Source organism: Streptomyces sp. NPDC059853, assembly GCF_042731495.1.
Classification (GTDB): Bacteria; Actinomycetota; Actinomycetes; order Streptomycetales; family Streptomycetaceae; genus Streptomyces.
Genome location: NZ_JBHWJL010000040.1, coordinates 1 through 8475, shown reverse-complemented (window position 1 = coordinate 8475; position 8475 = coordinate 1). Strand labels below are relative to the sequence as shown.

The 8475-nt window shown below is 75.8% G+C and carries 4 protein-coding genes; 3 read left to right on the top strand and 1 reads right to left on the bottom strand.

The window, feature by feature from the left end; all coding sequences use genetic code 11:
- From ACFV5N_RS07025 to ACFV5N_RS07015, 3 genes are all read left to right on the top strand, one after another.
- The coding region (locus tag ACFV5N_RS07025; protein WP_385595143.1) for a protein kinase at nucleotides 1-1889 on the top strand (1889 nt) is incomplete at its 5' end.
- Between the two features lie 109 nt (nucleotides 1890-1998).
- Complete coding sequence (locus ACFV5N_RS07020) at nucleotides 1999-5097, top strand: hypothetical protein (RefSeq protein ID WP_385595141.1); 3099 nt, start codon at nucleotides 1999-2001, stop codon at nucleotides 5095-5097.
- Nucleotides 5098-5158: 61 nt separating this feature from the next.
- Nucleotides 5159-6715 carry a succinic semialdehyde dehydrogenase gene (locus ACFV5N_RS07015; protein WP_385595140.1) on the top strand — a complete coding sequence of 519 codons (1557 nt, stop codon included), beginning with the start codon at nucleotides 5159-5161 and terminating at the stop codon, nucleotides 6713-6715.
- Between the two features lie 143 nt (nucleotides 6716-6858).
- Here the strand turns inward: ACFV5N_RS07015 and ACFV5N_RS07010 are convergent, their stop codons facing one another.
- A complete protein-coding gene (locus ACFV5N_RS07010) occupies nucleotides 6859-7920 on the bottom strand; it encodes a hypothetical protein (RefSeq protein ID WP_385595137.1) in 1062 nt (353 codons plus the stop codon).
- Nucleotides 7921-8475: the final 555 nt, after the last annotated feature.

Sequence of the window (8475 nt, the reverse complement as noted above, 5' to 3'; positions counted from 1 at the left end):
AACCGGCACCGGCCTCCGAACCGACGCCGACCGCCGCAATGGACACCGCCGAGGCCGCCGCCCGGCGGCGCGCCGGTGAGATCGCCGGCCTGGCCACCCCGCCGCCCGGACGGCTGCTGAGCGGCCGTTACCGGCTCATCTCCATCGTGGGCCGCGGCGGCATGGGCACCGTCTGGGAGGCCACCGACGAGATCCTCGGGCGCCAGGTGGCCGTCAAGGAACTCCGCCTCACCAACGGCATCGACGACAGCGAACGCAAGCGCCTGATCACCCGCACCCTGCGCGAGGCCAAGGCCATCGCCACCATCCGCAGCCAGGGCGTGGTCACCATCTACGACGTGGTGGACGAGGGGTCCCGCCCCTGGATCGTGATGGAGCTGATCGAGGGCCGTTCGCTCGCCGACCTCATCCGCGACGACGGCCCGATGCCGCCCGCCCGGGCCGCCGAGATCGGCCTCGCCATCCTCGACGTGCTGCGCGCCGCGCACGACAAGGGCATCCTGCACCGCGACGTGAAGCCGTCCAACGTCCTCATCGCGGACGAGGACGGCCGGATCGTGCTCACCGACTTCGGCATCGCCAAGGTCGAGGGCGACCCCTCGATCACCTCCACCGGCATGCTCGTCGGCGCCCCCTCCTACATCTCCCCGGAGCGGGCGCGCGGCGAATCGCTGGGCCCGGCAGCCGACCTGTGGTCGCTCGGCGCGCTGCTGTACTGCTGCGTCGAGGGCCGCCCGCCGTACGACGAGGGCGGCGCGATCGCCACGCTGTCCGCCGTCATGAACGCCCCGCTGCGCCCCCCGCGCCACGCGTCCGGGCCGCTCACCGAGGCCATCACCGGGCTGCTGGCCAAGTCGCCCAAGCAGCGGCTGGACGAGCCCGGCACCCGCGCCCTGCTGACCGCCGCCCTGACGGCCGAACCGGACAGCTCCGAGGACCGGACCATGGTGGTCGGGCTCCGCACCGCCGGTGCCGCGCCCGCCGACACCTCCGCGCCGCCCGCGCCGCAGCACACGCCCCCCTACGGCGCGCCCGCGCCCGGCCCCGGCCCGGCGGGCGGCGGCAAGCGCGGGCTGATCGTCGCGGCGGTGCTGATCGCCGTGCTGGCGGTCATCGGCACCACGCTGCTCATGACGCGCGGCGGCGGGGACGAGGCCGACGGCGGGCAGCAGGACCAGGAACAGGGCCAGGACCCGGACGGGCCGGAACAGCCCGGTGACGACGGCCCGGCGGACGACGCGGACGGCGGCGCCGGTACGGACCCGGGCACCGACCCCTCCGGCGGCGGCGCGGACCCCGGCACGGATCCGGACGGCGACCCCGGCACCGACCCCGGGCAGCCGCCGGCCGATGACGCGGACTCCGGCGAGTCGTCCGGGGCCCCCGGCACCCGGCCCGAGAACGACGGGGACGGCACCCTGCCGGAGAACCCCCAGGGGTACGCCGAACTGTCCGACGACACCTTCCGGTTCCGGATGTCGCTGCCCGAGGGCTGGCGCCGGACCGGCATCGCCGGCCAGAACTCGGGCGGCATCTTCAGCGCCCCGGACGGGGGACCGCCCAAGGTGCAGGTCGACTTCAACGACACCCCCGGGGACGACGCGGCCGGCGCCTGGCGCGGTCTGGAACCGGCCGTCCGCAACAACAGCACGGACTACCAGCGGATCGGCATCGCGACGGTGGGCTGGCGCGGCTACCCGACCGTCGCCGACTGGGAGTTCGAGCGTACGGAGGCGGGTACGCGGGTACGTGTCCTGAACCGGGGATTCCAGGTCGACCCCGGACGTGGCTACGCCATCATGATCACGTGTGCCGCCGACGCGTGGGACGAGGAGGAGTGCCGCACCCTTCGGGACACCGCTTTCCGTACGTTTTCGCCGTTGCCGTGACTCGGTCCTGATACAGACTGGCTTGGCCAGGAGTTGACGGATCGTCGGCGTGGTATGTCTACGGCCAGTATCGTGAGTGGCCGAGGCACGGAAGCGGTGGGGAGGCGGCGTGGAAACGTACGCGGGGCGGCTGCTGGCCGATCGCTATCGGCTTCCCAGGACGCCGTCCGAGGCGTTCGAACTGGTCGAGTCACGGGCGTTCGACACGGCGAGCGGGCAGGAAGTGCTCGTACGGCAGGTGCCGTTGCCGGAGGTCGTGGACGCCGAGGTGGTCGACGAGGACGGCGGCCGGGCCCGCCCGGCGGGAGCGCGGCGCGGGGTGGGCGACCGGGCCACACGCTCGCCCGAGGACCCGGTGGTGCGCCGGGCCCTGGAAGCGGCGGCCGCCGCCGGGCAGTTGCCGGACCATCCCCGGCTGGACCAGGTCTTCGACGTGTTCGTCCAGGGCGACGGGCTCTGGATCGTGAGCGAACTCGTCCCCGCCAGGCCGCTGGCGGCGGTGCTGGCGGAGTCCCGGCTCGGCCCCTACCGGGCGGCGGAGGTCGCGGCGGATCTGCTGGCGGCGCTGCGGATCGTGCACGCGCACGGCTGGACCCACCGGAACGTCACCACCCGCACCGTGCTGATCTGCGACGACGGCCGGGCGCTGCTGACCGGCCTCGCCTCGGGCGCGGCCGAGGAGGTGCTGTGCGGCTACGACCCGCTGCCGGCCCCGGCGGGGTCCGACCGGCAGTCCCTGCCACCGGGCGGTGGCGGGCAGGCCCCGGGTACGGGCGAGGCCTGGGGCGTGCCCCGGCAGAACCCGGCAGGACCGGCGGCCGGTGCCCCGTGGAGCGGTGACGGCCCCGAGCCGTCGGCCGAGGACCGTTACCGGCGCTGGGCGTCGTCCGGGGGCCAGGGCGCACCGTCCGCCGGCCAGGGATGGCACGGCCGGCCGGACGGCGGCGCGGAGCGCGCCGGACAGGAGCCGTACGCCGCGGCGGGCTGGGACGGCGGCCCCGGCGAGGTCCGGGACGGTGCGCCGCCGCACGGGCCGCAGGCGGCGGGCCGGGACGGCGGGCCGGCGGGCAGCGCGGGCGCGGACGGGTCCGGTGAGCCGACCGGCGGCCAGGGAACGGCGGGGGAGTGGCACGGTCCGGCGGACGGCGCCGGGGAGGAGCCGTACGGCGCCCAGGGCGGCGACGGACAGGGCACGCACGGCGGCGGCCGGGACGGCGCCGGATACGACGGCCGGCACGTACCGGACGGGCCGCAGCCGTACGCCGGCCACGGACCGGGCCCGGACGGCACGGGCGCGTACGGCGCCCCCGCCGGGCACGGCGGCGCGGACGGGTATGACGGCGCGGGCGCGTACGGGGCAGCCGCCGGGCATGACGGTGCGGACGGGTACGGGGCAGCCACCGGGCACGACAGCACAGAGGGGTACGGCCCCGCCGCCGGGCATGACGGCACCAACGGGTACGGTCCTGCCGCCGGGCGCCCCGGCGGTGCGGGGGTGCCCGCCCCGTCCGGGCCGCAGGGGCCGGGGGTTCCGCCCGCCGCCGGGGGGCACGGGCCGCTGGGTGTCGCCGCCGAACGCTGGGACGCCGACCCGGCCGACCCCGGCGTCACCGACCGGTACCGCCGCTGGGGCGGTGGCGGGCCGCAGGCTTCCGCCTCCCAGGGGTTCCCGGCCGCGTGGGACTTCGAGGGCGGTGGCGGCGCCCGGCTCTCCGCCGAGGAGCGGGCCGCGCGCAGCGGCGCCATCGCCGCGTACCGGGCCGGGACGAAGGCCGGAGCGAACGCCGCCGGGACCGCCGCGGGTCCGGGTGCGGGCCCGGCCGCTGGCACCGGTCCTGCGGCGGTTTCCGGCACCGCCGGGAACGGCTCGGGGCCTGCCGCACTGCCCGCGCCCGGTCGCGAGAGCCGCCCCGTGCGGACCGGATGGGATCCGCCGCCCGCCCCGCACGCGGCGATAGAGACCTCGGCCACCCCCCGGTACCGGGGGCCGGACACGGCGCTGGCGGCCGAACGCGCCCGGCAGGCGCGCATCATGACCGTGGGCGCCGTGACCGAGCGCTGGGCGCCGGAGCAGGCCGGGCCCGTGCACGACCACTGGCAGCTCGCCCCGCCGGTCGGCCCGCCCGCCGACTTCTGGGCGCTGGGCGCTCTGCTCTTCCGGGCCGTGCAGGGCCACCCGCCGTACCCGGAGGAGAACCCGGCCGAACTCGTCCAGGCCGTCTGCTCCGAGCCGCCCGCCTTCGCCGAGGAGTGTGGCGCGCTGCGTCCCATCGTCGAGTCGCTGCTGCGGCAGGACCCGACCGAGCGGCCCAGCGCCGAGGAACTGCGCGGCTGGCTCCGCTCATTGCTGCGCAGCGCGCCGGAACCCGAGGTGGGGCGGCGCACGGTCACCACACCGCTGCCCGCGCTGGAGCCCGGACGGCCCTCCGATCCGCGCCGGCTGCCGATCGTGCGCCGCCGGGGCGAACTGGTCGGCCCGCGCCGCCGGGGGCGCGGACGCGGACACCATCCGCGCCGGCTCGGCAAGCTGCTGCTCACGCTGACCCTGCTCGGTCTGGCGGGCTCGATCGCCTACATCATGCTGTTCCTGGCCGAGGACCCGCAGGACCGGGCCGGCCAGCCGCCCGTCAGCAGCGAGCCGTCCGACGATCCCACGCCCGAGCCGCCCGGCCCGTCCGGCGGCCCGCCGGACGGCACGGACGGCACGGACGACCCGGACGGGGACGAGCGGGAGCCGAGCCCGGACGGACAGGGGGGCCGCGGCCTCCCGCAGGGCTACGTCGTGCTGGAGGACCCGGCCGGGTTCTCCATGTCGCTGCCCGAGGACTGGTCGCGGACCACGACGTCCGACGGCGCGGTGGTGTTCTCCGGCGGTGAGGTCGAGATCGTGGTCGTCCCGGGCCGGGACGGCACCGCCGAGTACGCGCAGGGCCCGATGAGTTACCAGATGGATCACCTGAGCGAGCTCGACGGGTTCCGCGCCGACACGTACGCCACCTCCAGCGGCCTGCGCGAGACCCGGGTGGGGGCGTCCGTCATGGCGCAGGGCGACTTCCGCTGGCGCGCGGACGGCGGCGAGTGGATCGCGCACAGCCAGGTGATGCAGCTGGGGGACCGCTACCACGCGGTCCTGGTGCGCGGGCCGGCCGCCGCCGGTGACACGATCGCGGAGGTCTTCGACGCGGTGGCGGACAGCTACCGCTACTGAGCGCCGGGACGGTTCCGGTGGCCCGATAGGCAGCGGGCCGTCGCGGCCGTACCCTCCCGCTATGACGACATCGCGGTCCGATGAGCTGCCCACCGGGTTGGTCGAGCGGCTCACCGAGGGAGTGACCGGCAGCGGCCGGACCGTCTGCCACAACGCGTTCACCGGCCGGCCGCTCGCCGAGCTGCCCGAGGCGACCCCGGCCGAGGTGACGGCGGCCTTCCAGCGGGCCAGGGCCGCCCAGGACGCGTGGGGGCAGTGGCCGGTGCGGCGGCGGGCGGCCGTCCTGCTGCGCTTCCACGATCTGCTGCTCGACCGGCAGGAGGAGGTGCTCGACCTCGTCCAGCTGGAGACCGGCAAGGCCCGGCTGCACGCACACGAAGAGGTGCAGGCCGTGCTGTGCGCCGCCCGGCACTACGGGCGGCGCGCGCCGGGCTATCTGCGCCCCCGGCGGCACACCGGTGTGTTCCTGTTCCTGACCCGGGTGCGCGAACTGCGCCATCCGCGCGGGGTCGTCGGGCACATCTCGCCGTGGAACTATCCGCTCGAACTCTCCGTCGGCGACGCCCTGCCCGCCCTGGTGGCCGGGAACGCGGTGGTGATGAAGCCCGACACCGAGACCGCGCTCACCGCGCTGTGGGCGCGCCGGCTGCTCATCGAGGCCGGGCTGCCGCCGGAGGTCTGGCAGATCGTGCTCGGCGCCGGGCCCGTCGTCGGCCCGCAGGTGGTGCGCGAGGCCGACTACGTGACGTTCACCGGTTCGACCCGCACCGGGCGCACGGTGGCGCGCGGCGCGGCGGACCGGCTGATCGGGGTCAGCCTCGAACTCGGCGGCAAGAACGCCATGCTGGTGCTCGCGGACGCCGATGTCGAGCGGGCGGCGGCCGGTGCCGTCCGGGCCTGCTTCTCCTCCGCGGGCCAGCTGTGCATCTCGATCGAGCGGCTGTACGTGCACGAGTCGATCGCCGACGCGTTCGTGCGGCGGTTCACCGACCACACCCGGGCGATGCGGCTGGGGGCGCGGCTGGACTACGGCGCCGACATGGGGTCCCTCAGCTCCGGGGCCCAGCTGGAGCGGGTCGAACGGCATGTCGCGGACGCGGTCGAACGGGGCGCGACCGTACGGACCGGGGGCCGGGCGCGTCCCGACCTGGGCCCGTACTTCTACGAGCCGACGATTCTGGAGGGGGTACGGCCCCCGATGCTGGTGTGCGCGGAGGAGACGTTCGGCCCCGTGGTGTCGGTGTACCGGTTCACGGAGGAGGCGGACGCGGTGGCGCGGGCGAACGCCACCCCCTACGGGCTCAACGCGTCGGTGTGGTCGCGTGACGGGCGGCGCGCGCGCCGGATCGCGGCGCGGCTGCGCGCCGGGACGGTGAACATCAACGAGGCGTTCGCGGCGGCGTACGGCAGCGTGGGCGCGCCGATGGGCGGCTGGGGCGACTCGGGGCTGGGGCGGCGGCACGGCGCGGAGGGGATCACCAAGTACACCGAGGCGCAGACCGTGGCGCAGCAGCGGCTGCTGCCGATGGGGCCGCCGGTGCTGGGCCTCGACGACCGGCGGTACGCGGCGCTGGTCTCGCGGATGCTGCGGCTGCTGAAGGCGCTGCGGGTGCGCTGAGACGTGGGCCGGTGTGCCGGGACCGGGCGGCCGGTGCGGGGGCCGCGCCGCCGGGCCGCCGGTATGGGCGGCCCGGGACGGGGCGAAGGGACCCGCCTTCCGGGGGCAGTGGGGCGGGTCCCTTCGGTCGGTGGGCCGTCGGCTCAGGCGGTGGTGGCGCCGGAGCGGCGGCGGACGGCGACCATGGTCCCGGCGCCGAGGGCCACGGCGGCGGCACCGGCGAGGGTGAACAGCGGCAGCACCGAGGAGGCACCGGTCGCGGCCAGCTCACCGGTCACCGGGAGCTTCTCGAACTCACCCTGCGGGGCGGGCTTGTTGACCGGCTCCTTGGTGCCGGGGGCGGGCGTGTCGTCCGGGGTGGTGCCGGCCGGGACGATGTCGAAGTAGAAGGTGTTCAGCTCGCCTTCCTGGCAGACACCGTCGGGGGAGACGTACACGCCGGTGCTCAGCGCGTAGCCGGTCCCGGCGGGGGCGTCGGCGGCGGCCTTGAGGCGCAGCCGGGCGTCGGCGTACTCACCGGGGGCGAGGACGTCGGTGACGCCGAAGTAGCCCCACGCGTCCTCGATGTTCTCCCAGGCGCCGTCGACGAACCACTGGAGGTCGATGGCGATGTCGTCGAAGTTCTCGTTGTCCCAGGCGTAGACCTCGGCGAACGCGTACAGCTCCTCGACCGGCTGGTCGAAGCCGTTGGTGATCCGGTAGGTGAACTCGGTCCACTGGCCCGCGACGACCTCGGAGGGCAGGCCGATCAGCTCGGTGCCGATCGCCTCGACGTCCCAGGCGTAGTCGGTGCACTCGGCATCGGGGTCCGGCAGTCCCCCGCTGTCGTCGTCGCCCTCGCCGGAGTCGTCCTCGCCGGAGTCGTCGTCGGTGTCCTCCTCGTCGGTGTCCTCGTCCTCACCGGCGTCGTCGTCGGAGTCCTCGCCCCCGCCCGGACCGCTGATGCCACCGACGATCTCGTGCTCATCGGTCGTGCCGACGGGCTCGGTCTCCGCGGTTCCGGTCCCGTCCGGGTCCGGGGTGGTGGTGTCCGGGCCGGTGTCGTCGGCGTCGTGCTCCGTGCCGTCCGCGGTGTCCGGTTCCGTGGTGTCCCCGGCGGTGCCGTCCTCCTGGACGGTCTCCGGGGCCCCGGCGGGCCGTTCGCCCTCGGTGGCGAACGCGGGGGATGCGGCCAGGAGAGCCGCGGGGGCCATGACAGCAGTCACGGCCGCTGCTGCGGCGGCGCGACGAAGCTTCATAAGTGCCTCTCGTAGAAACGATGATGACACCACGTTCGACCGCTCACATATTCGATCGGTTGTGCCCATGGTGGTCACGGAATGGACACGAGTTGTTCATGGGGGGCATGAGGCGTGCCCGGTGTGGGCACGGGCGCGGCCGGACCGACCCGGCCCCGGGATGGGGAGAGGCCCCGGCCGCCGGCTTGGGGAAGCGGCGGCCAGGGCCTCTGCGGTCAGCACGGGCGGCAGGGCGGGCCGCCGGTGCTGGGTGCCGCGGCGCCCGGGGGAGGCGCCGCCGGCGGGGTCCGGACCGTGGCGAGGGGGAAGGCCACCGGTCCACCGGGTCGGTGGTGCGCGCCACGCGCGGTGCGCGTTCGCGGTATCGGACATGGTGGGGGATGAGGGGCGTTCCGGGCAAGGCCCCGGCGTGAATCCGCCGTCTCTCCCCCCCCGCACGCCAGTCGGGCCGTCCACGGCGGCCCCCGGAGCCGCCGTCAGGGTTGTGTGCGGCCGGGGGGCCCAGTGACTTTAAAACAAATG

What these genes read in the sequence shown, in the direction of transcription:
- ACFV5N_RS07015 (WP_385595140.1), top strand. Translation starts at nt 5,159, where the DNA reads ATGACGACATCGCGGTCCGATGAGCTGCCCACCGGGTTGGTCGAGCGG.